Source organism: Streptomyces sp. NPDC008001, from assembly GCF_042958085.1.
Taxonomy (GTDB): domain Bacteria; phylum Actinomycetota; class Actinomycetes; order Streptomycetales; family Streptomycetaceae; genus Streptomyces.
Window position 1 is genome coordinate 647,240 of the sequence record NZ_JBIBIZ010000002.1, and the last position, 21,030, is coordinate 668,269.

Below are 21,030 nucleotides of genomic sequence, written 5' to 3' on the forward strand. Positions count from 1 at the left end.
GCATAGATCATGGCGGTCACTCATGTGCCAAGTCAATCCTATGACTTGACTCGATCAACCCAAGCTGGAGCTTGTATCGTGACGGCGTGACGCTAGATGACCTGAAGGTGTTCGTCATGGTGTGCGAGGCCCGCAACCTCAGCGCCGTGGCCCGTGAGATGAACTGCAGCCAGTCCGCCGTCAGCCAGCACGTCCGGCGTCTGGAGAAGGAAGTCGGGCTGCCTCTGATGGAGCGTCAGCCCCGCGGGGTGGTGCCCACCGCGGCCGGGCGGATCCTCCAGCGGGCCGCCTCCGACGGGCTCACCGCCCTCGGCGAGGGCCTGCGCACCCTGGAGGAGCTGCGCACCGGCCAGGGCGGCGGCGTCGTCATCGCCACCGGCGCCACCACCATCCGCCACCTCATGGGCGCCGCCATCGAGGAGTACAGCAAGCAGTACCCGGACGTCGGCCTGGAGTTCCACACCGAACGCTCCAGCCACCGCTGCATCGACGCCCTGCGCTCCGGCTCCGTCGACCTCGCCTGGGTGACCGTCTCCTCCGACGCACAAGGCGTCGAACTGCGGCCGGTCAAAAGCCTGGAGTGGGTGCTGGCCGTCCATCCCGGCGACCCGCTCGCCGCCGAGGACGCGCTCGGCGCGGCCGACCTCGTCCGTACGCGCCTGATCCGCCCGCCCGCCGGGACGAGCTCCGGCCGTCAGGTCGAGGACGTGCTCGGCGCCGTCGCCCTCTCCGCGCGCGCGACCACCCGGGCCACGGACTGGGACACCGCCCTGCTGCTGGCCGAACTGGGCCTCGGCCACGCCCTGATACCCGCCATGCCGGGACTCGTCAGCCCGTCGGGCGCGGTCCGCCTGATACCCGTCACCGGCATCCCGCCCCTGGAGGTCGGCTGGGCCGCCCGCCAGTGGTCGGCCCTGGCCCCGGCGGCCCGCGAGTTCGCGGCGGCGGTCACGCGGCACGTGGCGGGTGTATGACGGCGGACGGCCCACGGGTGCACGGCCCCGCGTGGTTCACACCCCCCGCCCGGCGGCCAGCCCGCACAGCGTCCCGTACGCCGTCTGGACGAACGCTCCCGCCGGCGCCGGTGCCGTGTCGGCCAGGGCTACGAGGCCGGTGCGCGAGCCGGGGTGGAAGCCGGCGAAGGCCGTGCAGCCCCGGGTGCCTCCGGAGTGGTGCAGCAGCGGCCCGCCGGGCCGCACGCGCAGGTTCCAGACGAGGCACAGGCGGCGCCCCGGGCGCCGCAGCGCCAGCCTGGGCCGCTGCACCTCCGTGAGCGCGACGCGCAGGCTCGGCGGGGCGGCCGCTTCCGGCGCGAGCAGCGCCGACAGGCAGCGCAGCAGGTCCCGCGCGCTGGAGCGCAGGGCGCCCGCGGCGGGCAGCCCGGGGATGAGCCAGGGCGGCCGGGGGCGGCCGTGCCAGTGCCCCTGGACCTGCGGCCGGGCCGGATCGCAGTCGGTGTCCGCCAGGCCGAGCGGGTCCAGGACGCGCTCGCCGAGCAGCGCCGGGTAGTCGCCGGGTCCGCCGCCGGCCGCGCGCGCCAGGGCGAGGCCGAGCAGGCCCACGCCGTAGTTGGAGTAGCGCACGCAGGTGCCGGGGCGGTGGTGCAGCCGGGTCCGGGGGAGGGCCGCGAGGAGGTCGTCCCCGGTGAAGCCGGCGTACGGGTTGCGGAACCAGCCCGTACGGGCGGAGCGGGCGAGCAGGCCCGGGGGCAGGCGGGGCAGGCCCGCGGTGTGCGTGGCGAGGTGCAGGAGGGTGACGGACGGGCCGGGGATGCGGCGGGCTCCGGGCGGCAGGTAGCGGTCGAGGGGGTCGTCGTAGCGGACTTCGCCGCGGGCGGCGAGCTCGGCGAGCAGCAGCGCGGTGAACGTCTTGGTGAGCGATCCGGTCTCGAAGCGGGTGTCCTCCTCGGCGGGCCCGCGGCAGACGATGATGCGCTCGTCGCCGCGCACGGCGGCGACGGCGACGGCGCTCGCTCCGCGGGCGGCGTCGGGCAGGGGCAGCAGGAGGGCGTTCAGCGGCGGTGCGGCCGCTCCTCCCGCTGCCGCCGCCTCCGCCGCCGCGGTCACGGCTTCGGCGGCCGCGCTCATGGCCCGGCCCGGCGCGGCCCCGGGCGTCGCCGGTGTCTCCCGGGGATCCGTCACTGTGCTCGTGCCGCCCGGGCCAGGGCGATGGAGCCCGCCACGGCGGTCACCACGGTGGTGTGCTGGTGTTCCTTGAACCGCCGGACGGGATCCTCGTCGACGGGGTCGCCGTCGACGGGCATCAGGCCGTCCTCGTGCTGCAGGGCGGCCATGGCCCCCCAGTCGTCCGGGTTGCAGTAGGGCTCGGACAGGCAGGCGCCGACGATGAGGAGCTCCGCCACGAGGTCCCACTGCTGGACCTCGCGCCAGATGTCGATCCACACCGGCAGCCAGGTGCGCACGTACGCGGTGAGGTCGGCGGGCAGGCCTTCGGGGCGGCCGCCCCAGTCCGTCAGGTGGAAGACGGTGTGCGTCATCGCGTAGGCGGTGATCCAGTTGATCGCCCAGGGTTCGGGCGTGGCGCCCAGCCAGGTGGTGCGGGCGAGCGCCTCGAAGTCCTCGCCGTGGTCGAGGCCGGCGATGCGCGCGGCGTTGGCCACGGCGAGGCGGCGGTTCGGCAGCAGCTCGACGCTGTGCACGGAGCGCAGCCGGACGCGGTGGGCGAGCAGCCGGTCCAGGTCCGCGTGGTGGTAGCCGCAGCGCACGAAGTGCGCGTAGATCTCCAGCGGGTCGGTCATCAGGGTGTGGCGCAGCTGGCGTTCGTAGAGCATGTCGCCCTTGCGCAGCTGCAACCAGGTGAAGTCCATCAGGCTCTGTGCCGCGGCCAGTTGGCCGGGGCCCGCCATGCCGTCGCGCAGGATGACGGAGGCGGCGAGGGTGCTCTCGCCGAGGGGTTTGTAGACGCTGTCGGGGTCGGCGAGCTCCTCGGTGGTGCCGGGCGGCAGCGCGCCGAGCGCGCGGTGGGCGTGCAGCCAGGACAGCGCGCGGTCGGCCATGGCGCGGGCGGCCGCCGTCACGGGGGCCGGGATCGTCACGGTCGCGGAAAGGGTCATGCCGGCGCCTCCGCGGGCTGGTTGCGGGCGTGTCCGGTGCCGCCGCCGGTGAGGAGGTGGGCGGCCACCGCCAGGTCGAGGGCCGTCCGCGGGCCGGCGCCGCCGAGCAGGCGCACGTGGTCGAGGACGGTCTGCGGCTCCAGGGGCAGGGCGATGCCGTCGTGGTGGAGCAGGGCGAGCCAGCGCAGCAGCCGTACGGCGGTCGGGAAGTCGCGGCGCAGCACGGAGCGGGTCAGGCCGCGGCTCAGGGGGAGCGCCGCGCCGCGGGCGGCGTCCCGTACGGGCCCGTCCAGACCGGGGGTGGCGAGCGGCGCAAGCTGGGCCATGCGAACGGACCAGCGCTGCCAGTGGGTGGTGTCGGTGAGGTCCTCGTCGGCCTCGGGCGGGACGGCGGGCATGGGGGTGTCGCCGGTGCCCGCCGTACGGGCCAGGAGCTGGGCGGTCGCCCAGTCGCGCCAGGCGGCGGTGCGCTCGTCCGTACGGGCGGAGCGGCTGCTGACGGGCACGGGGAAGGCCTCGAAGGCGCGGGCCACGGCCGCCGCGTCGGCGGCGTGGAAGGGGGCGCCCGTGAGGACGTGGGGGGTGAAGGTGTCGGCGCCGATCACCCGGACCGCGGCCAGGGCGGCGAGGGAGCCGGGGGAGTCGGGGGAGCTGTCGAGGTGCGGGGCGACGAGCGCCGCGTCCCCCGCGCCCCGGAGGGCGCGAAGGACGCGGGACGCCAGTTCGTCGGCCGCCGCGGCGTAGGCCGCACGCGAACTCACTTGCCCTTCGGCTCCTTCGGCTCCTTGGGCGACAGCAGGAGGAGCGCCAGCAGGACGCCTGCGGCTTCCGGTGCGGGCAGGGGAGCGCCGCTGACGGCCGCTTCCGGCTCCACCATCAGGGAGCCGATCGCGGCCGCCCCGGCCGGTTTCGCGAGGGGACGGAGGGTTTCTTGAGTGAGCATGTGCGCCTCCTTGAGGAGATGCGGGCGGAATGAACATCACCTAATCAGTGATGTCTGACAAATCAGGCTAAGCATGTTTTCGGCGATCTGCCCCTCGGGACACGCCGGTTGACCGCGCAGGTGGACGCCGAACGAGGGAGCGCGAAAGGGGAGCCGGGGGCTCGCGGAGACAACGGAGGCGTGCGGAGGAGGGCCGGAGCGAAGCCTGGGGAGTGGTGAGAAAGAAGGGAAAAGTGGGGGATGCGACGGGTGATTCTCCGAAATTTCCACCATTCGGGTGAACTGCGAAGGCTGGGGTGTGGCGGGGTGACTGGTGCGGCATGGTCTGAAAATAAGCTGGCACGCCACCGGGGCGGGGCCCTTGGGATGGGAGTCTTCGATGACCACCTCCGAGTCGGTGTGGACCTGTCCGTTCCGCCACGATGAGGCCCTGGAGTTCGACCCCTTCCTGGCCCGGCTGCGGAGCGAGCCGCCGGTCACGCGCATCCCGATGCCCCGCGGGGGCGGCACCGGCAGCGCGGACGACGCCGCGGAGGACGGCCCGGGAGGGCCCGGAGCGCCCGGATCCGGCGGCCCGGCCGCCGGTGCCGCCTGGCTCGTCACGCGCCACCGGCAGGTCCGCGCGGTCACCTCCGACCGCCGCTTCAGCCGCGCCGCCCTGATCGGCCGCGACATCCCGCGCGTCACCCCCGACCTCGTCGATCACGCCGAGTCGATCAACCTCATGGACCCGCCGGCCCACAGCCGCCTGCGCGGCCTCGTGGCCGCGGCCTTCGGCGACCGCCGGGTCGAGGAGCTGCGCCCGCGCACGCAGCGCACGGTCGACGCCCTGCTGGACGCCATGGCCGACCACGGCTCCCCCGCCGACGTCTCCGACTGGCTGGCGGCCCCCCTGCCGCTCACCACGGTCTTCGAGCTGCTCGGCGTCCCCGAGCCGGACCGCGCCCCGCTGCGCCGCTGGGCCACGGCGATGATGTCCCCCGGCACCCCCGACGGCGCCGCGGCCGCCGAGGGCAAGGCCGGGCTGCGCGCGTATTTCGCGGAGCTGACCGCCGCGCGCCGCCGGCACCCCGGAAGCGACCTGCTCAGCGCCCTGGCCGCGGTGCGCGAGGACGGCGAGCTCCTCGACGCCCGCGAGGTCGCCGTCATGGGCATGCTCCTGCTCGTCACCGGCCACAACACCAGCGCCCACCAGATCAGCAACATGATCTACACCCTGCTCACCCACCCCGCGCAGCTGGAGCGCCTGCGGGCCCGGCCCGAGCTGCTGCCCTCCGCCGTCGAGGAGCTCCTGCGCTTCATCCCCTACCGGCAGGGCGTGGGCATCCCCCGCCAGGCCACGGAGGACGTGGAGCTGGACGGCGTCACCATCCGCGCGGGCGAGACGGTCCACGTCTCGTACCTCGCCGCCAACCGCGACGAGAGCGTCTACGACCGCCCCGACGAGCTCGACCTGGAGCGGCAGGGCGCCCCCGCCCACCTCACCTTCGGCCACGGCACGCACCACTGCCTGGGGGCCCACCTGGCGCGGATGCAGCTCCAGGTCGCCATCGGCACGCTGCTCACCCGCTTTCCCGGCCTGCACCTGGCCGTCCCGGCGGAGGAAGTCCGCTGGAACACCCGCTCCATCTGGCGTTTCCCGCTCGCCCTGCCCGTCGCCTGGTAGGGCGGGCGGTCCGGCGCCCCGACGGGGGTGCCCGGCCCGCCGACCGCAGGAGGGCGGCGACCCGTCGCCCGGTAAGTCCCCCGGTCAGTCCCCTGGACCGGTAAGTCCCTGGTAAGGAGGCAGTCATGGCAACGCTCTGCCGACCGGCCATCGCCGTACCCGAGCACGTCATCACGATGGAGGAGACCCTGCAGCTGGCGCGCACGCTGCACGCCGACCACCCCCAGCTGCCGCTGGCGCTGCGTCTGATCGGCAACACCGGAGTGCAGACCCGGCACATCCTCCAGCCCATCGAGGACACCCTCAAACACCCCGGGTTCACCTGGCGGAACAACCTCTACGAGACCGAGGCCAAGGCCCGCGTCCCCGCCGTCGTCCGGCGGGCCCTGGAGAACGCCGGGGTGACCACGCGCGACATCGACCTGATCGTCTACGCCTCGTGCACCGGCTTCATGATGCCGTCCATGACCGCCTGGCTGATCAACAACATGGACTTCCCGGTGACGACGAGACAGCTGCCGATCGCGCAGCTGGGCTGCGCGGCCGGCGGCGCGGCCATCAACCGGGCCCACGACTTCTGCACCGCCTACCCCGGCGCCAACGCCCTCATCGTCTGCTGCGAGTTCTGCTCGCTGCTCTACCAGCCCACGGACCTCGGCGTCGGCAATCTCCTGTCCAACGGCCTCTTCGGCGACGCCATCGCCGCGGCCGTGGTGCGCGGCGAGGGCGGCGAGGGCGTGCACCTGCACCGCAACGGCTCCCACCTCGTGCCCGACACCGAGGCCTGGATCTCCTACGCCGTCCGCGACACCGGATTCCACTTCCTGCTCGACAAGCGGGTGCCGGGCACGATGGCCATGCTCGCCCCCGCCATGCGGGACATGGCCGAGCCCCACGACTGGGACGTCTCCGGCCTGGACTTCTACATCGTCCACGCGGGCGGTCCGAGGATCCTCGACGACCTGTGCAAGTACCTCGACCTCGCGCCCGAGTGGTTCCGCTACAGCAGGGCCACGCTCACCGAGCGGGGCAACATCGCCAGCGCCGTCATCTTCGACGCGCTGGAGCGCCTCTGGCAGGACGGCGGTGCCCCGCACGACGCCCGGGGGGTCATCGCCGGCTTCGGCCCCGGCATCACCGCGGAGATCTCGCTGGGGACGTGGACGGAAGCGGGCCGGGGAGAGAGCGAGGGACAGGCGCCCGGCCGCCCGATGCCCCAGCCCGCCTAGCGGTCCGGCCCGCCCGCCCGGCCCGGACCGTCAGAGGTCGAACTCGGCAGGGTTGATGCCCAGCGCGAAGCACACTTCGCGGACGACGGCCTGCTCGGTCTTGTCGAAGTCGCCGTCGGCGCCGCCGATGACGATGCCGATCTGGACCACGGCACGGGCCTCGGTCGGCTTCTTCTGCACCTTGCCGATGGTCTGCATCACGCTGACCTTGCCGAAGTCGAAGTCGGCCGTGAGCTTCTGGCAGTAGTCGTTGAAGCGGGCCTGCAGGTCGTCGGCCGGGAAGTTCTGCAGCACCTCGTTGGTGGCGATCAGCGAGGCGACGCGCTGCCGCTCCGAGGCGTCGATCGAACCGTCGGCGGCGGCCACCAGGGCACACATGGCCATGCTCGCGTCCCGGAACGCACCGCTCTTCAGCTCGTTCTTCTTCGCCACCAGCTGGCCCTGCATCGCCGTCGCGGAGTCCTTGAGCCGGTCCCAGAGCGCCATTTGCTGTTCTCCTCATACATAACAACGGGGGTGTACGGGGAGAACGGGGGAGAGCGTGACGGAAGTTCCCAAACCGGCTGACCGACCGGCAAAACGGGGTGTTACCTCCCCGGCGGGTCGTGCCACCGGCGGGCCGCATTACCGGCGGATCACGTCGCCAGCGGATCCAGGTGCAGCGGCTGCACCTTGCCCTCCATCATGGCGCCGAGCCCGAGCACCGCGCACACGTCGGGCTGGTCGGCGATCCGTACGGTCATCCCCGTCGCGTCCGCGATCATCCGGTCCAGGCCGGGCAGGACCGCGCTGCCGCCCGCGAGCATCACGCCGCGGTCGACCAGGTCCGCCACGAGGTCCGGCGGGCAGGCACGCAGCACGCGGCCGATCGCGTCCAGCACGGCGGTCAGCGGCGTGTGCATGACCTCGCGGATGTCGCCGGTGTTCACCATGACCGTACGGGACAGGCCCGTCGCCACGTCCCGGCCGCGGACCTCGGCGCTCTCCTCCATGGGGTCCGCGGCCAGCGCGAGGTGCAGCGGGTGCAGGCCCTGGGTCGGCAGCATCAGCTCGTGGCGGCTGCGGAGGTGCTCCACGACCGCGTAGTCCATGGCGTCGCCGCCGACGAGCACCTTCTCCGCCGCCACGATCGCGCCCAGTGACAGGACGGCGACCTGCGTGGACGCCGCCCCGCACACCACGATCATCGTCGCCTCCGGCTGCTCGACGGGCAGTCCGCAGCCCACCGCGGCGGCGATGATCGTGTCGACCAGTTCCACGCGCCGCGTCCCCAGGCCCATCAGCGTCTCGACGGCGGCGCGGCGGGCGAGCGGGTCCGCGTCGTGCGGGATGCACACCGCGGCGCGCAGCATCGGCTTGCGCCGCCAGGCGCGGCGGACCTTGTCGCTGACGAGGCTGCGGAGCATCCGCTGGGCCATGTCGATGTCGACGACGGTGCCGCCGGAGACGGGCCGGACGACGCTGATGTGCGCGGGGGTGCGGCCGGCCATGCCCTCGGCGAGCTGCCCGACCGCGATCAGCGAGCCGGTCCTGGTGTTGATGGCGGCGATGCTCGGCTCGTCCACGATCAGGCCGTTGTCGCGGAGGTAGACCCGGGTGCGGGCGGCGCCGAGGTCGACGGCGACGGTGCAACGGCGCAGCTGCTCAAGGCTGAAGGACGTCATGGCAGGGCCTCCCCTGAGCGGCGGTCGGGGTACGGTCGGGCCGCCGCCGCCGGGCGCCCCTGGGGTCATCGTGCGCGGCGGGGCGGCGGGGTGCGCGCTGGAGTGGGCCGCATGGGGGAGACGGGGTTGACGGCCTGTCAGGGCGGGGGCGGACCGGCCGCCGCCGGGCCCTTCGCGTCGGCGTAGCACTCGACGACCGCCGTCGTGAACGGGAACAGCACCGGGGTGTCCCCGAAGACGACCTGCGCGGCGCGGGCCGAGGCGGTGCGGATCGCTTCGGTGACGGTGGCCGCCTCGGCCTCGGGGCAGTGCACGATGACCTCGTCGTGCTGGAAGAAGACCAGCTCGGCGCCGAGCCCGGCGAGCTCCTGCCGCAGGGCGGCGAGCAGCGCCAGGGCCCAGTCCGCGGCGCTGCCCTGCACGACGTAGTTCCGCGTGAAACGGCCGCGGGCCCGGCCGGCCGGGGTGCTGCCGTAGCCGGGCGAGGCGCCCTCCTCGGCGGCCTGGGGGATGCCCGCTTCGTCGGGCACGGCCGTGGAGGCCGGCGGGCACGTGCGTCCGAGCCAGGTGCGGACGAGGCGGCCCTCCTCGCCCGCGCGCGCCGCGTCGTCCACGAGGGCCACAGCGGCGGGGAAGCGGCGGCGCAGGTCGGCGAGGTTCTTCAGGCCGTCGCCGGAGGTCTGGCCGTAGATCGCACCGAGCATCGCCATCTTGGCCCGCTCGCGGTCACCGGCGAAGGCCCGGTCTGACAGGGCCGCGTACAGGTCGCGCTCGCCGCTGGAGGCCTCCATCAGGCCCGGGTCACGGGAGACGGCGGCCAGGACGCGGGGCTCCAGCTGGTCGGCGTCGGCGACCACCAGCCGCCGGCCGGGGTCGGCGACGACGGCGCGGCGGACGACGCGGGGGATCTGCAGGGCGCCCCCGCCGTTGGTGGTCCAGCGGCCGGAGACGGAGCCGCTCGGCACGTACTCCGCGCGGAAGCGGCCGTCGCGCACCCACGTCTGCAGCCAGGAGCGGCCGTGGGCGGTGTGGAGCCGGTACAGCTTCTTGTACTCCAGGAGGGGCTCGACGGCGGGGTGGTCGAGGGACTTGAGCTCCCACGCGCGCGTGGAGGACAGCGCGATGCCCTCCCGGGCGAAGGCCCGGACGATGTCGGCGGGCAGATCGGGCCGCACGCGGACCTCCTCGCCGTCCTTGCCGAAGGCGCGGGAGACGGCATCCGCCAGCTCGGCCAGCCGCCGGGGCTCCAGGCCGCCCGGGAAGTGCTCGCCGAGCAGCTCGTCCAGCAGCGCGCGGTGGACGTCGGCGCGCCAGGGCAGGCCGGTGCGGTTCAGCTCGGCGGCGACCAGGGCGCCCGCGGACTCCAGGGCGAGGAGCAGCAGCAGTCGGCCGGGCCGGGCGGTGGCCCGCGCCCGGGCGATCTGCGCCGCATGGACCTCGATCAGCGCGTCGAGCGGATCTGTGCCGGGCGGCAGCGGGACGGGCCCGGGCTCGAACAGAGACGGCTGCCCTCCGGGCGCGCGCGGCGGCGGATCGGCGGGCACGGGCAGGCCGTGCAGCCGGGCCCACGCGGCGGCGAGCGAGCGGGGCTGCCCCGACTGCCCCTCCTCGTGCCCGATGAGGAGGCTCTCCGCGGCCTCCACGTCGTAACACCGCTCGACGCGCAGCCCCGCGGCCAGCACCTGCGGATACGCCTGCGCGGTGGACCGCCACACCCACCGCTCGACCCCCGGCCGCGCCCGCACCGCCTCGGCCAGGCTGCCCGCCGACTCGACCGGCCCGGCGGGCAGACCCATGAGGTCGACGGCGCGGAGACGGACACCCCCGTCGCCCGTCTCCGCCACCGCCAGCCTCACGGGAAAGATCCTGCCAGGGGGGTCTGACAATCGCCCTGACCTGAGGAGTTGCGGGCCCGGCGGGCCGGGCTACGTTGGGGGTATGAGTGGAACCTGGCAGGTGTCGGCGGACGTGGAGGGCCGTCCGACGCGGCGGGACTGCGCCCACCTGGGCGAGGCGGCCGCGGAGGTCACCCCGAGCACGACGGAAGGCTGCGAGGACTGCCTGCGCATCGGCGGCACCTGGGTGCACCTGCGCGAGTGCCTGGTCTGCGGCCACGTCGCCTGCTGCGACAGCTCCCCGAACCGGCACGCGAGCGCGCACGCGCGTACGGTCCCCGGACACGACCTCGCCCGGTCCTTCGAACCGGGCGAGGAGTGGGCGTGGTGCTACGCGGACGAGCTGCTGCTGTTGCCGGCGTCTACGGGCTGAGCCGCTCCCTTCGCCGGCCGGGCACGCCCGGGTCAGGTCCTCAGCCGACCCTCAGCCGAGCACGTCCAGCAGCCGTGCGGCGAACTCCGCCGGGCGTTCGGTGCAGCCCAGGTGGCCGCCCGGGAACTCCGCCAGCGGGCTGCCGGTCAGCTCCGCCAGGCGGGCGGCGGGCCCGTACAGCGGCACCTGCTCGCGCGACTCCCGGCCCGCCGCCGGGACCAGCTTGCCGGCGGCGGGGCGGAGGGCGCCGAGGTCCGGGGCCCATGAGGAGAACGGGCACAGGATGTGCTCCAGGAACACCGGGGTGTTGCGGTGCATGCGGGGCGCCATCTCCCGGATCTCGGGGGCCACTTCGGCAGGCTGCTCCGACGGCCGGTCCCCGCCCCCGAGCCCTTCGGCGAAGCGGGCCATCGCGGCACCCACGCCCTCCGCGCGGAACGTCTCGCGCACGCCGGTGAACAGCGCCCGGTGCGGTGCGGGGTCCTCCAGGAGCTCCAGGAGCGGCGGCTCGTGGGCGACGACGCGGCGCAGCCGGTCCGGGTGCCGGGCCAGCAGGCCGATCGCGGCGATCGCGCCCGCGCTGCAGCCGAGGACGGAGGCGGGCTCGTCCGGCGAGACCAGTTCGAGCAGCCGGTACGCGTCGTCGCTCCACACCTCCACCTGATGGTCGGTGACCGGGCCGTGCAGGGGGCTGCGGGACATGCCGCGCGGGTCGTAGGAGACGACGGTGTAGCGGGCGGCCAGGGCGGAGGCTATGGGCGCGTACAGCCCGGCGTCGGCGCCGCCGCCGGGGATCAGCAGCAGGACCGGCCCGCTGCCGCGGGTCTCGTAGTGGAGGGTGGCGCCGGGCACGTCGAGGGTGCCGGTGGTGGTGTGGTTCGTGGACTCGTTCATCACTTGCTCCGGTCGTCTCGGGGCGGCCAGTTCTCCAGCACCATGTGCAGCGCGTCGAGCGAGCGCGCCCAGGACTCCCCGACGTCGCGGGAGTGGCCGAAGCCACCGCTGAGTTCGAGGTGGATGTAGCCGTGGAAGGTGCTCCGCAGCAGGCGTCCCGCGTCGGTCAGGTCCGGCTCGGCGAGGTCGTAGGCGCGCAGCATGCCGTAGGTCAGCTCGACGCTGCGGCGGAAGCCGGCGGATCCGGCGATCTCCTCGGGCTCGAACTGCAGCTGGGTCGCGGCGTAGCGGCCGGGGTGGCCGAGGGCGTACTGCCGGTAGGCGTCGGCGAAGGCGACGAGGGCGTCCTTGCCGGCCCGTCCCGCCACCGCGGCGCCGATGCGGTCGGTCATCTCCTCGGAGGCCAGCAGGGCGATCCGGACGCGGAGGTCCCGCAGGTTCTTCACGTGCGAGTACAGGCTCGCGTCCTTGACCCCGAGCCGCCGCGCGAGCGCGGACACGGTGACCTTGTCGAGCCCGGCCTCGTCGGCCATGTCGGCGGCCGCGGCGGTCACTTTGGCGGCGGTGAGTCCGGCGCGGACCATGGGTGCCTCCCCTCTTTCCTAGGGCCTCTAGGGAGGAACCTAGCATCCCTAGACCCTCTCGGGGCCTACGTCGCTAGCACACGCGCTCTGCTCGCGACATGAGGAAACGGTCGGTCCTCACCCATAGGGAGGGCGCTACCGTCGTAGGCGGGAGAAGTGACCGCGATGTCGCACACCATTTCGCCTATGGGAGTGGCAATGGCCGTAGGAGCCGGTAGCGAGCACCCGCAGCGTCCCGCGCGGGACGAGCCCGCCACACGGGATAACTGGATGTATCCCCCGGCGGGTGGTGGCTGGACCTGGGACCAGGTGCAGGGCCTGATCCTGCCGTTCGACTGGGAACTTCTGGGCGGGAAGATCGTGGTGCGTGGCGCAAGCAAGTGGTGGCACAACCTGGTGCGGGACGAGCTTTACTACCGGCTGAGGGGCGCCAAGCCCCGAAACCTCGTGATCAACAGCGAGCAGTCGGTCTTCTTCAACGAGAACAACGTTCCGAGGCCCGACATCGTGATTTTCGAAAGGCAAGGCCTCGACGTCGACCAGGACTGCATTCCCGTCGAAAACGTGGTCCTGGCAGTCGAAGTGGTGTCACCCGGGTCGCGCACGGAGGACCGATTCCTCAAGCCGGCCATGTACGCCCAGGCAGGCATCGGCTACTTCTGGCGGGTGGAGCGCGGCGAGGGCAACGTTCCTGAGGTGCACGAGTGTTGGCGGCACAAGGAGGCGGGCTTCTACGTCCCCAGCCCTGACCGCCCCACACACGTCGGAACCTTCAAGACCGATGTTCCCTTCCCCGTCGAGATCGACCTGCGCAGTCTCATCGACTTCTGACCCGTTCGTCCGCCATCTCATAGGCCCCCGCCTCCAGGCGGGCGATGAGGCCGCGGGTCCACTCGCCGCCCGTCTCCGCCGTGTGGACCCACAGGCCCATGATCTCGGCGATGTGGCCCCAGTCCTCGCCCTCCGCCGGGGTCCAGTTGCGGCGGATCTCCTCGCGCCATTCCTCCAGGGCCGCGACCCGCTGCCGGAGCAGGGCGAGGGCCTCGGCGCGCGGGAGGTCGACGAGGAAGCCGACGCCGGCCGTCAGGACGTCGATCTTCTCGTCGTGGGTGGCGAGGGCGTGCCGCAGCAGGCGGAAGTACTCCTCCTCGCCGCCCGGCGTCAGCTCGTACTCCGTGCGGGGCGGGCCGCCGGCCTCGCTGGGGGCCGTGTCGTGGGCGACCAGCAGGCCTTGCTTCGCCATCGCCTTGAGCGCGTGGTAGATCGACCCCGGCTTGGCGTTGGACCACTCGTGCGCGCCCCAGAGCTCCAGGTCGTTGCGGACCTGGTAGCCGTGCGCCCGCCCGTGCCGGCGCACCGCTCCCAGGACCAGCAACCGGATGGCCGACATGCGCGCTCAGTCTCCTCGTTCCGCCTGGTCTGTCTGCAGCCAGACTAGGCGGAACGAGGAGCGCCGGCCGCGTCAGCCCTCGGCGTCGCCCGCGTCCAGCGCCACCAGCTCGAAGGACGTCTTCCCGTCGAGCGACTCGCGGATGACGTCGGCGTGCCCGGCGTGCCGTGCGAGCTCCTCGACCAGGTGGAGCATCATCCACCGCAGCGACACCCGCGTGTCCTTCGGGAACCACGGCGCGTCGGGCAGCGGGAACGTGTCCTCCAGGCTGGGCGCCGAGCGGATGAACCGCTCCGTCTCCTCGGCCACCCGCTCCCAGTGGGCGAACACGCCGGCGACGCTCTCGCCGTCGAGCAGCCGGAAGCTGTCGCCCCAGGTCGACTGGTCGCGCTTGATCTCCGGCTCGCGGCCCTGGGCCATCCGCACCCAGTTGTCCTCGACCTCGGCCACGTGCTTGAGGAGGCCGCCGAGGGACAGCTCGCTCGCGCTCGGCTTGAGCGCCGCCTGCTCGTCGGTCAGCCCGAGCAACGCACGGCGCAGGCCGCCCCGCTGGGCCTCCACGAACGCCAGCAGGGTGCCGCGCTCGTCGAAGGGGTCCTTCTCGATGACGTGCATAACCATGGTGTTCGCCTTTTCGCTCGTTCCGCGGGGCTGTTGAGCCAAAAGTAGCCCCGAAGGAGGTCGGATCCCGTCCTAGATCGGAGCTCGTTTCAGATCTCCTTCAACCTCCCCGGATCAGAACGGGAAGGTGCTGCGCCCGTGCTGGATCGAGATCCACTTCGTCGTCGTGAACGCGTCGACCATCGCGTCCCCGTTCAGCCGCCCCACCCCCGACGCCTTCTCGCCCCCGAAGGGCACGATCGGCTCGTCGTGCACGGTCCCGTCGTTCACGTGGATCATCCCGGAGTCGATGCGCTTGGCCACCCGCACGCCGCGCTCGACGTCCCCCGTGTGGACGGCACCGCTCAGCCCGTACGGAGTGGCGTTCGCCAGCCGGATCGCCTCCTCCTCCTCGTCGAAGGGGATGATCAGCGCGACCGGCCCGAAGATCTCCTGGCCGAGGATGGCCGCGTCGGCCTTCATCCCGGTCAGGACGGACGGGGAGACGAGCGTGCCGTCCGCCCCGCCCCGTACGAGCGCGGTGGCGCCGTCCGCGACCGCCTGCTCGACCAGGGCCCCGATGGCCTCCGCCTGCCCGGCGTGGATGAGGGGGCCGATGTGCGTGGCCGGATCGCCCGGGTCGCCGACCTTGAGGCTCTTCACCTTGGCGACGAACTTCTCCGTGAACTCCCGCTCCACCGAACGGTCCACGAGCACCCGGTTGGCGGCCATGCAGACCTGCCCCTGGTGGATGAAGCGGCTGAAGACCGCCGCGTCGACCGCGTAGTCGAGGTCGGCGTCATCCAGGACGATCAGCGCGCTGTTGCCGCCGAGTTCGAGGATGGTGCGCTTGAAGTGGCCGGCGGCGACCGTGGCCACGTGCCGCCCGACCTTGTCCGAGCCGGTGAAGGAGATGACCTTGGGGACCGGGTGCTCGATGAGCGCGTCGCCGATCTCGGCGATGTCGGTGACGACGACGTTGAGGACGCCGGCCGGCAGCCCGGCCTCCTCGAAGACCTTGGCGACCAGCCCGCCGCCGCATATGGGCGTGTTCTGGTGCGGCTTGAGGACGACCGCGTTGCCGAGCGCGAGCGCGGGCGCGACGGACTTGACCGACAGCAGGAAGGGGAAGTTGAACGGGCTGATCACCCCCACGACACCGACCGGCAGCCGGTACAGCCGGTTCTCCTTGGTGTCGTCCGGCGAGGGCAGGATCCGCCCCTCGGCGCGCAGCGCGAGGTGGATCGCCTCGCGCAGGAACTCCCGCACCAGGTGCAGCTCGAAGCCCGCCTTCACCGCGGTGCCGCCGCACTCCGCGGTGATCGCGGCGGCCAGCTCCGCCTCCCGGTCGTCGATGATGCGCAGTGCGCGCTCGAAGACCAGCCGGCGGGTGTACGGGTTGGTGGCGCCCCACGCGGTCTGGGCCCGTTCGGCGGCGCGGTAGGCCTGGTCGATCTCACCGGTGCCGGCGACGGTGATGGAGGCGAGCTTCTCCCCGTTGTACGGATTGAAGTCGACGATGTCCCAGGAGCCGGTGCCGGACCGCCACTCGCCGTCGATGTACTGGAAGGCCAATTCTTCGAAGTAGGACATGTGCCATCCCTGCCTGGAGATACGGGGGCGCACACGGGCGCCCGATCCGGAATGCGCTCCTGATGGGACGTCATCGTACTGATGTGTCACATGAGTTGAAGCAGCCGCCTCAGCAGGTCACGGCTGGCCGCCGGCGAGAGGCTGTCCTCGTGCAGCCGCTCCATCACCCGTCCGTACTGGGCGACTTCCTCGGGCTTGTCGAGGTAGAGCGCGCTCGTGAGCTGCTCCAGGTAGACCACGTCCGACAGGTCCGACTCGGGGAAGCGGAGCATGGTGAAGGCTCCGGCCTCGCCCGCGTGCCCGCCGTGCGAGAAGGGCATCACCTGGAGGGTCACGTTGGCCTGCTCCGAGATGTCCATGAGGTGCTGCAGCTGGCCGCGCATGACGGCCTCCCCGCCGTACGGGCGGTGGAGCGCGGCCTCGTCGAGGACGGCGTGGAAGTGCGGGGCGCGCTCCGAGAAGAGCAGCTTCTGGCGCTCCATGCGCAGCGAGACGCGGCGCTCGACCTCCGCCTCGTCGGCCGCGGGCTGCCCGCGTACGACGACGGCCTGGGCGTACCCCTCCGTCTGCAGCAGCCCGTGCACGAACTGCACCTCGTAGATGCTGATGTGCGAGGCGGCGCCCTCCAGGCCGACGTACGTCTGGAACCAGCCCGGCAGCACGTCGCCGTAGCTGTGCCACCAGCCGGCCACGTTGGCCTCGCGGGCGAGCCCGAGCAGCGCCTCGCGCTCCAGCTCGTCGGTGACCCCGTAGAGCGTGAGCAGGTCCTCGACGTCCCGCGCTTTGAAGCTCACCCGGCCCAGCTCCATACGGCTGATCTTCGACTCGGAGGCGCGGATCGAATAACCGGCGGCCTCCCGGGTAATGCCGCGCGACTCACGGAGCCGCCTGAGCTGGGAGCCCAGGAGTATGCGGCGCACCACAGAACCGCTCGACTCGCTCGTGGCCATCTTTGCGACCCCTCCTCTTCCGGTTCCGATCCCGGCCTTGCCGCTCCCGCCCTCTCCGGGGGCGGCCCCCGCAACCCCCGGCGGTGAAGTCTGCCACCTCCGGGCACCGTTGAGTGTGCATTGAGTGTGCATCCGGCTACCGGGCGAGCAGTAGGCCGGAGGTCGTACGGAAGAGGGCGTAGGAAGAATTGCGGACGGACGCCACCGTGCGCCCCCAAACCCCCCACGTGCACGTGCATCTGCCCTTGCATCCGCCGCGCGCATTGGGAACGATGGGGAACGCACACGTGCGTGTCACGTCCACGATTGCCAGGAGTGCCTCGGATGGGTACCGAAGGATCGACTGTGCTCTCTCCACTGTGGCGAGGGCTGCCACCGATCGCCCCATCGGCCGCCTCCAACTCGGCGTCGTGTGCACTTCCACCCCGTTTCGAAGCGGTCCGCACCGCCCGCACCTTCACGAGATCCACCCTTCAGGGGTGGGGACTGGGCGGCCTTTTCGACGACGTGGCGCTCGTCGTGTCGGAGCTGGTCACCAACTCCCTGCGGTACGCGCTTCCTCCCGAGCCGATATCCGGCGGCGGCCCCTACGAGCCCCCGGTGCGGCTCCATCTCATGCGGTGGACGTCGCGGCTCGTGTGCGCCGTGCGCGACCCGAGCGAGGAGAGCCCGACGGCGGGCGAGGCGGACGCCTCGGCGGAGTGCGGGCGCGGGCTGTTCCTCGTGGAGTCCTTCAGCGACACCTGGGGCTGGCACCCGCTGGCGGGGGCGCTGCACGGCAAGGTCGTGTGGGCGCTGTTCCGGCTGCCGCGGGAGCAGCACGCCTAAGGACGCGGGCGGAACGCCTGAGGGCGTTTCTGTAGCCGCTTACCGGATCAGTCGGTCACCAGGTAGTCGAATTCGCCGTCCTTGATCCCGCGCAGCATCGCATCGATCTCCGCAGGCGTGTAGACGAGCGCCGGACCGTCCGGATGACGGGAATTGCGCACGGCGACGCCGCCGCCCGGCAGCTTGGCGAACTCCACGCAGGAGCCCTGGGAGTTGGAGTGCCGGCTCTTCCGCCAGACGACGCCGCCGAGGTCCGCGGCAGGCATCCCGTTGTACGCGTGACTCACAGGACTCTCCCGGAGAATTGCAGGGCACCCCGGCACGCCCGGCGGCGATGGGTGGGGTTGACAACTACTCCCGGATCATAGCTGCGTTCACATGCTTCTGCATGAGCGAATGCACGTGCACTTACGGTGTTCCCGTACTTCTTCAGCGTGACTACACCAACGTGACCAGGCGTCCGACGTCTACTTGCCCGTACTCGAATACGGCAGGAGTGCCATCTCCCGCGCATTCTTGATCGCCCGGGCCAGCTCACGCTGCTGCTGGACGGTGACGCGGGTCACCCGGCGGCTGCGGATCTTTCCCCGGTCCGAAAGGAACTTCCGCAGGAGGTCGGTGTCCTTGTAGTCGATGTACGTGATGCCCGCCGTTTCCAGGGGATTGGGGCGGGGCTTGAGGGCCTTGCGGCGGTCGGGGCGGCGCGTCATGAAAAGTCCTCGGAAATCGGTGTCGATGATCAGGAAACGGGGTCGAGGAGCGCGTCGAATGCGGCCGGAAGCCGCCGCCACGCGTCCGGCCCGCCGGCGTATTCGGCATCCGTCAGCAGGCACGACTCCAGCAGTTCGCGCAGCGCGTCTCCGTCGAGCCCGGGAGACGTGAAGGTGAGGTGCTGGACGCGGTCCCCGTGCTCGGGGTCCCAGTCGAGGGAGGCGGCCACGCGCCGGGCCGGCGGCACCATGTCCCAGGCGGCGTCCGGCAGCGAAGCGAGCCACGGCCCGGCGCTCTCCACGCACAGCGCGCCACCCGCGGCGTCCCACGCGAGCAGCGTGTCCGGCCGGTCGGCGAGCCAGAACCGGCCGCGGCTGCGCGCGGCGGCACAGCACAGGTCCTCCAGCGCGGCGTAGAGCCGCCCCGGGTGGAAGGGCCTGCGGGCGCGCCACACGAGGGTGGTGACGCCGTCGGCGTCGGCCTCCTGCGGCAGGAGCGCGCAAGCGGGGTGCTGGCGTTCTCCTGCTGCCTGCACGTCGAAGCCGGCCACGGCGGCAGCGGCGAGCTCGGCGGAGCCGGCGGCGATGTGGCGGGCGGTGGGGGCGAGTTGGGTGAGGAGGGCCTGGTCGGCGGCGTCGGCGGGGGCGACGGGGGAGCCGAAGGCGGATTCCTCGGTCCCCGCCGTGTCCTCCACCAGGGCGAGCACCGCCGGGTACTCCAGCTGCCGGGCGAAGGTGTCGGCCACGGTGCGCTGGTCGGTGGCCGCGGCGGCCAGCCCGGCCTCGGCGAGGTCGTCGCCGCAGGCGAGGGCGGGCAGGACGATGGCGGGGTCCACGGCCGTGATCACGCCGGTGAGGCGCAGGTCCTCGCCCGCGTGGGCGGCCACGACCTCGGCCATGGCCTTGGGTTCGACGGAATCCCACAGCTCGACGACGGCCAGCCGGCAGGTGCCGGCCTCGGCGAGCCGCTCCAGCTCGGGCATCAAGTCCTCGCGCAGGGCGCAGCAGGCGCAGTCGTTGACGAGCGGAGCCTCGCCCTCGTCGAGGACGCCGGTGCGGTCGCGCACGGTCCGGCGAACCGTTCCTTCGGTGGCGGTGGCCAGGTCGTGGTGGAGGGCGACGCTGCCCGGCACGGTCTCCAGGAGGCCCTGGACCGTGACCCGCCGGGCATCCGCGTGCAGCCCGCCCACCAGGGCGACGGCCAGGGGGCGCGGGGCGGTCACCGGGGGGCTCCGGGGGCGCGGTTGCTGCCACTGTTGCCGCTGCTGCCACCGCTATTGGTGTTGCTGGGGCCGCTGTTGGCGCTGCCGCGACCGTAACGGCGCTCGAACCGCTCGACGCGGCCGGCCGTGTCCAGGACCCGGGCCGTGCCGGTGTAGAAGGGGTGGCTCGCCGAGGAGATCTCGACGTCGACGACGGGGTACGTCCTGCCGTCCTCCCATTCGACGGTCTTGTCGCTGGTGGCGGTGGAGCGGGTGAGGAAGGCGAAGCCGGCGGCGCGGTCACGGAAGACGACGGGGCCGTAGGGCGGGTGGAGTCCGGGCTTCATGGCGGATCAGCGCTCCTCTCGGAAGGTGACGTGGCGGCCGGCGACGGGGTCGTACTTCCGCAGCTGCATGCGGTCGGGGTCGTTACGGCGGTTCTTGCGGGTCACGTACGTGTAGCCGGTGCCTGCCGTGGAGCGGAGCCTGACGACCGGGCGTAGTTCGTTGCGGGCCATGGGGCTACTATACAGAAATGGTTTCCATTTTCATTAGGAGGTCCGCAGCATGTCCGCTCACTGCCAACTGACCGGCCGCAAGCCCGGGTTCGGCAACGCCATCTCCCACTCGCACCGCCGTACGTCCCGGCGGTTCGACTCGAACATCCAGACCAAGCGCTACTGGCTGCCCGGCGAGGGGCGACACGTACGTCTGAAGCTCAGCGCGAAGGGCATCCGGACGGTCGACGCGATCGGCATCGAGGCCGCGGTCGCCCGTATCCGGGCCCGCGGCGAGAAGGTCTGACCGGACGGTCCGACCAGAAGGTCTGATGAGAAGGCCCGACGAGACGGCCTGAAAGGCCCTAGGGGAACGAAGGTTCAATGGCGAAGAAGAGCAAGATCGCAAAGAACGAGCAGCGCCGCCTGACGGTCGCCCGCTACGCGGCCCGGCGCGCGCTCCTCAAGGCCGTCATCCGCAATCCGCAGTCGCCGGAGGAGGAGCGGCTGGCCGCGGAGCGCGAGCTGCGGCGCCAGCCGCGGGACGCGAGCGCCACGCGCGTCCGCAACCGCGACTCGGGGGACGGCCGGCCGCGCGGCTACTTCCGTACGTTCGGCCTGTCGCGGGTGAACCTGCGCGCGGAGGCCCATGCGGGGCATTTGCCGGGGGTGCGGAAGTCGAGCTGGTAGGGAGGGGCGCGTAAGGCTCCGAGGGTTCCGGCTGCCGGCGCGCGGGCCGGCGGGATCGTTCCCGGCTCGCAGCCGCCGCACACGCGCTCACAGCCGCCGCGCACGCACATCCATCACACCGCGGGGGCGCTCCGAAGCCCGTGGGGGCGTAGAGGCATAAGAAGGGGTGGGGGCGGGCATTCCGCCGCCCCGGGCGGCTCCGGCTTGCGTGCCGGGCCGCCACCGGCCGCTGCCCACGCGCGGGTGGGC

Annotated in this window: 26 protein-coding genes; 8 read left to right on the top strand and 18 right to left on the bottom strand. The window is 72.6% G+C overall.

Annotated elements, in window-relative coordinates:
• The first annotated feature begins 86 nt into the window (after positions 1-86).
• The gene (locus ACFZCD_RS07920) at positions 87-974 is read left to right on the top strand and encodes a LysR family transcriptional regulator (protein ID WP_391828901.1); all 888 of its coding nucleotides are present in this window, start codon (positions 87-89) and stop codon (positions 972-974) included.
• Between the two features lie 36 nt (positions 975-1,010).
• On the opposite strand, the gene ACFZCD_RS07925 is transcribed toward ACFZCD_RS07920, so the two are convergent.
• Genes ACFZCD_RS07925 through ACFZCD_RS07940 form a run of 4 tightly spaced genes read right to left on the bottom strand, consistent with a single transcriptional unit; the run spans position 1,011 to position 4,016 of the window.
• Positions 1,011-2,087, bottom strand: coding sequence for a serine hydrolase domain-containing protein (locus ACFZCD_RS07925; protein WP_391829021.1), 1,077 nt, complete (start codon positions 2,085-2,087; stop codon positions 1,011-1,013).
• Between the two features lie 50 nt (positions 2,088-2,137).
• Entirely contained in the window at positions 2,138-3,073 is a 936-nt protein-coding gene (locus ACFZCD_RS07930; protein ID WP_391828902.1) for a DUF6895 family protein, read from the bottom strand.
• The gene (locus ACFZCD_RS07935) at positions 3,070-3,834 is read right to left on the bottom strand and encodes a hypothetical protein (protein ID WP_391828903.1); all 765 of its coding nucleotides are present in this window, start codon (positions 3,832-3,834) and stop codon (positions 3,070-3,072) included. Before ACFZCD_RS07935 ends, ACFZCD_RS07930 begins: the two co-directional genes overlap by 4 nt.
• Positions 3,831-4,016 carry a hypothetical protein gene (locus ACFZCD_RS07940; RefSeq protein ID WP_391828904.1) on the bottom strand — a complete coding sequence of 62 codons (186 nt, stop codon included), beginning with the start codon at positions 4,014-4,016 and terminating at the stop codon, positions 3,831-3,833. The genes ACFZCD_RS07935 and ACFZCD_RS07940 overlap by 4 nt, the downstream gene beginning before the upstream one ends.
• Positions 4,017-4,395: 379 nt before the next feature.
• Between ACFZCD_RS07940 and ACFZCD_RS07945 the strand changes: the two genes are divergently transcribed.
• Both ACFZCD_RS07945 and ACFZCD_RS07950 read left to right on the top strand, forming a co-directional pair.
• Positions 4,396-5,682, top strand: a complete 1,287-nt coding sequence (locus tag ACFZCD_RS07945; protein WP_391828905.1) for a cytochrome P450 — start codon at positions 4,396-4,398, stop codon at positions 5,680-5,682.
• A gap of 125 nt (positions 5,683-5,807) precedes the next feature.
• Positions 5,808-6,911 carry a type III polyketide synthase gene (locus ACFZCD_RS07950; protein WP_391828906.1) on the top strand — a complete coding sequence of 368 codons (1,104 nt, stop codon included), beginning with the start codon at positions 5,808-5,810 and terminating at the stop codon, positions 6,909-6,911.
• Between the two features lie 30 nt (positions 6,912-6,941).
• Here the strand turns inward: ACFZCD_RS07950 and ACFZCD_RS07955 are convergent, their stop codons facing one another.
• The 3 genes from ACFZCD_RS07955 to ACFZCD_RS07965 form a co-directional block, all read right to left on the bottom strand.
• Entirely contained in the window at positions 6,942-7,397 is a 456-nt protein-coding gene (locus ACFZCD_RS07955; RefSeq protein ID WP_391828907.1) for a tellurite resistance TerB family protein, read from the bottom strand.
• Positions 7,398-7,546: 149 nt separating this feature from the next.
• Positions 7,547-8,575: a rod shape-determining protein gene (locus tag ACFZCD_RS07960; RefSeq protein WP_391828908.1), complete on the bottom strand. Its 1,029-nt coding sequence runs from the start codon at positions 8,573-8,575 to the stop codon at positions 7,547-7,549.
• A 137-nt stretch (positions 8,576-8,712) separates the two neighbouring features.
• Positions 8,713-10,431: a bifunctional 3'-5' exonuclease/DNA polymerase gene (locus ACFZCD_RS07965; RefSeq protein WP_391828909.1), complete on the bottom strand. Its 1,719-nt coding sequence runs from the start codon at positions 10,429-10,431 to the stop codon at positions 8,713-8,715.
• An 82-nt stretch (positions 10,432-10,513) separates the two neighbouring features.
• Here ACFZCD_RS07965 and ACFZCD_RS07970 point away from each other — a divergent pair, with 82 nt between their 5' ends.
• On the top strand, positions 10,514-10,843 hold the full coding sequence (locus tag ACFZCD_RS07970; RefSeq protein WP_391828910.1) for a UBP-type zinc finger domain-containing protein: 330 nt from the start codon (positions 10,514-10,516) through the stop codon (positions 10,841-10,843).
• Positions 10,844-10,894: 51 nt separating this feature from the next.
• Here the strand turns inward: ACFZCD_RS07970 and ACFZCD_RS07975 are convergent, their stop codons facing one another.
• Together ACFZCD_RS07975 and ACFZCD_RS07980 are read right to left on the bottom strand one after the other, a co-directional pair.
• Positions 10,895-11,737 (bottom strand): alpha/beta fold hydrolase, encoded by an 843-nt coding sequence (locus tag ACFZCD_RS07975; protein ID WP_391828911.1) that lies wholly within the window; start codon positions 11,735-11,737, stop codon positions 10,895-10,897.
• Entirely contained in the window at positions 11,737-12,321 is a 585-nt protein-coding gene (locus tag ACFZCD_RS07980) for a WHG domain-containing protein (protein WP_391828912.1), read from the bottom strand. The genes ACFZCD_RS07975 and ACFZCD_RS07980 overlap by 1 nt, the downstream gene beginning before the upstream one ends.
• Positions 12,322-12,519: 198 nt before the next feature.
• Here ACFZCD_RS07980 and ACFZCD_RS07985 point away from each other — a divergent pair, with 198 nt between their 5' ends.
• Entirely contained in the window at positions 12,520-13,152 is a 633-nt protein-coding gene (locus tag ACFZCD_RS07985; RefSeq protein ID WP_391828913.1) for a Uma2 family endonuclease, read from the top strand.
• On the opposite strand, the gene ACFZCD_RS07990 is transcribed toward ACFZCD_RS07985, so the two are convergent.
• From ACFZCD_RS07990 to ACFZCD_RS08005, 4 genes are all read right to left on the bottom strand, one after another.
• Positions 13,139-13,711 (bottom strand): PadR family transcriptional regulator, encoded by a 573-nt coding sequence (locus ACFZCD_RS07990; RefSeq protein ID WP_391828914.1) that lies wholly within the window; start codon positions 13,709-13,711, stop codon positions 13,139-13,141. The two genes, ACFZCD_RS07985 and ACFZCD_RS07990, sit on opposite strands and share 14 nt — an antisense overlap.
• 72 nt (positions 13,712-13,783) lie before the next feature.
• On the bottom strand, positions 13,784-14,332 hold the full coding sequence (locus tag ACFZCD_RS07995) for a DinB family protein (protein ID WP_391828915.1): 549 nt from the start codon (positions 14,330-14,332) through the stop codon (positions 13,784-13,786).
• A gap of 114 nt (positions 14,333-14,446) precedes the next feature.
• Complete coding sequence (locus tag ACFZCD_RS08000) at positions 14,447-15,904, bottom strand: aldehyde dehydrogenase family protein (protein ID WP_391828916.1); 1,458 nt, start codon at positions 15,902-15,904, stop codon at positions 14,447-14,449.
• Positions 15,905-15,990: 86 nt separating this feature from the next.
• Positions 15,991-16,854: a helix-turn-helix domain-containing protein gene (locus tag ACFZCD_RS08005; protein ID WP_391828917.1), complete on the bottom strand. Its 864-nt coding sequence runs from the start codon at positions 16,852-16,854 to the stop codon at positions 15,991-15,993.
• A 324-nt stretch (positions 16,855-17,178) separates the two neighbouring features.
• Between ACFZCD_RS08005 and ACFZCD_RS08010 the strand changes: the two genes are divergently transcribed.
• Positions 17,179-17,682, top strand: a complete 504-nt coding sequence (locus tag ACFZCD_RS08010) for an ATP-binding protein (protein WP_391828918.1) — start codon at positions 17,179-17,181, stop codon at positions 17,680-17,682.
• Positions 17,683-17,729: 47 nt separating this feature from the next.
• On the opposite strand, the gene ACFZCD_RS08015 is transcribed toward ACFZCD_RS08010, so the two are convergent.
• The 5 genes from ACFZCD_RS08015 to rpmG form a co-directional block, all read right to left on the bottom strand.
• Complete coding sequence (locus tag ACFZCD_RS08015; protein WP_391828919.1) at positions 17,730-17,969, bottom strand: DUF397 domain-containing protein; 240 nt, start codon at positions 17,967-17,969, stop codon at positions 17,730-17,732.
• A gap of 180 nt (positions 17,970-18,149) precedes the next feature.
• Positions 18,150-18,392 carry a 30S ribosomal protein S18 gene (gene rpsR / locus ACFZCD_RS08020; protein WP_391828920.1) on the bottom strand — a complete coding sequence of 81 codons (243 nt, stop codon included), beginning with the start codon at positions 18,390-18,392 and terminating at the stop codon, positions 18,150-18,152.
• A gap of 29 nt (positions 18,393-18,421) precedes the next feature.
• The gene (locus tag ACFZCD_RS08025) at positions 18,422-19,615 is read right to left on the bottom strand and encodes a CobW family GTP-binding protein (RefSeq protein ID WP_391828921.1); all 1,194 of its coding nucleotides are present in this window, start codon (positions 19,613-19,615) and stop codon (positions 18,422-18,424) included.
• The gene (locus tag ACFZCD_RS08030) at positions 19,612-19,941 is read right to left on the bottom strand and encodes a type B 50S ribosomal protein L31 (RefSeq protein ID WP_391828922.1); all 330 of its coding nucleotides are present in this window, start codon (positions 19,939-19,941) and stop codon (positions 19,612-19,614) included. Before ACFZCD_RS08030 ends, ACFZCD_RS08025 begins: the two co-directional genes overlap by 4 nt.
• Before the next feature lie 6 nt (positions 19,942-19,947).
• Complete coding sequence (gene rpmG, locus ACFZCD_RS08035) at positions 19,948-20,112, bottom strand: 50S ribosomal protein L33 (protein ID WP_391828923.1); 165 nt, start codon at positions 20,110-20,112, stop codon at positions 19,948-19,950.
• A 49-nt stretch (positions 20,113-20,161) separates the two neighbouring features.
• Between rpmG and rpmB the strand changes: the two genes are divergently transcribed.
• Together rpmB and rpsN are read left to right on the top strand one after the other, a co-directional pair.
• Positions 20,162-20,398, top strand: a complete 237-nt coding sequence (gene rpmB / locus ACFZCD_RS08040) for a 50S ribosomal protein L28 (RefSeq protein WP_391828924.1) — start codon at positions 20,162-20,164, stop codon at positions 20,396-20,398.
• Positions 20,399-20,475: 77 nt separating this feature from the next.
• A complete protein-coding gene (gene rpsN / locus ACFZCD_RS08045; protein ID WP_391828925.1) occupies positions 20,476-20,781 on the top strand; it encodes a 30S ribosomal protein S14 in 306 nt (101 codons plus the stop codon).
• Positions 20,782-21,030: the final 249 nt, after the last annotated feature.